Origin of the sequence: Yersinia sp. 1252 StPb PI, assembly GCF_048593885.1 — a bacterium.
Taxonomy (GTDB): Bacteria; Pseudomonadota; Gammaproteobacteria; order Enterobacterales; family Enterobacteriaceae; genus Yersinia; species Yersinia enterocolitica_E.
On record NZ_JAZGQE010000551.1, the window covers coordinates 1 to 312 of the forward strand.

Genomic DNA, 312 nt, shown 5'->3' on the forward strand with positions numbered 1-312 from the left:
ATGGTGGGTCGTGCGGGATTCGAACCTGCGACCAATTGATTAAAAGTCAACTGCTCTACCAACTGAGCTAACGACCCGCTGTAATGCGGTACTGCTTAACATAGTGGTGGGTCGTGCGGGATTACTTGTCCTGCGGACTCGCCCTTCGGGTCAACGCTACGCGTTGCTGTCTCGCTTCGCTCGGCTCGAACCTTTACGGTTCTCATCCCTACGATTTGATACCCTGATAACTCTGCATAATGGTGGGTCGTGCGGGATTCGAACCTGCGACCAATTGATTAAAAGTCAACTGCTCTACCAACTGAGCTAACG

1 tRNA gene and 1 other RNA gene are annotated in these 312 nt (G+C 51.9%); both read right to left on the reverse strand.

The window, feature by feature from the left end:
• Position 1: 1 nt before the first annotated feature.
• Positions 2-77 (reverse strand) — tRNA-Lys (locus V2A85_RS24710).
• Between the two features lie 27 nt (positions 78-104).
• Positions 105-226, reverse strand: a non-coding RNA gene (locus V2A85_RS24715) — RtT sRNA.
• Between the last annotated feature and the right edge of the window lie 86 nt (positions 227-312).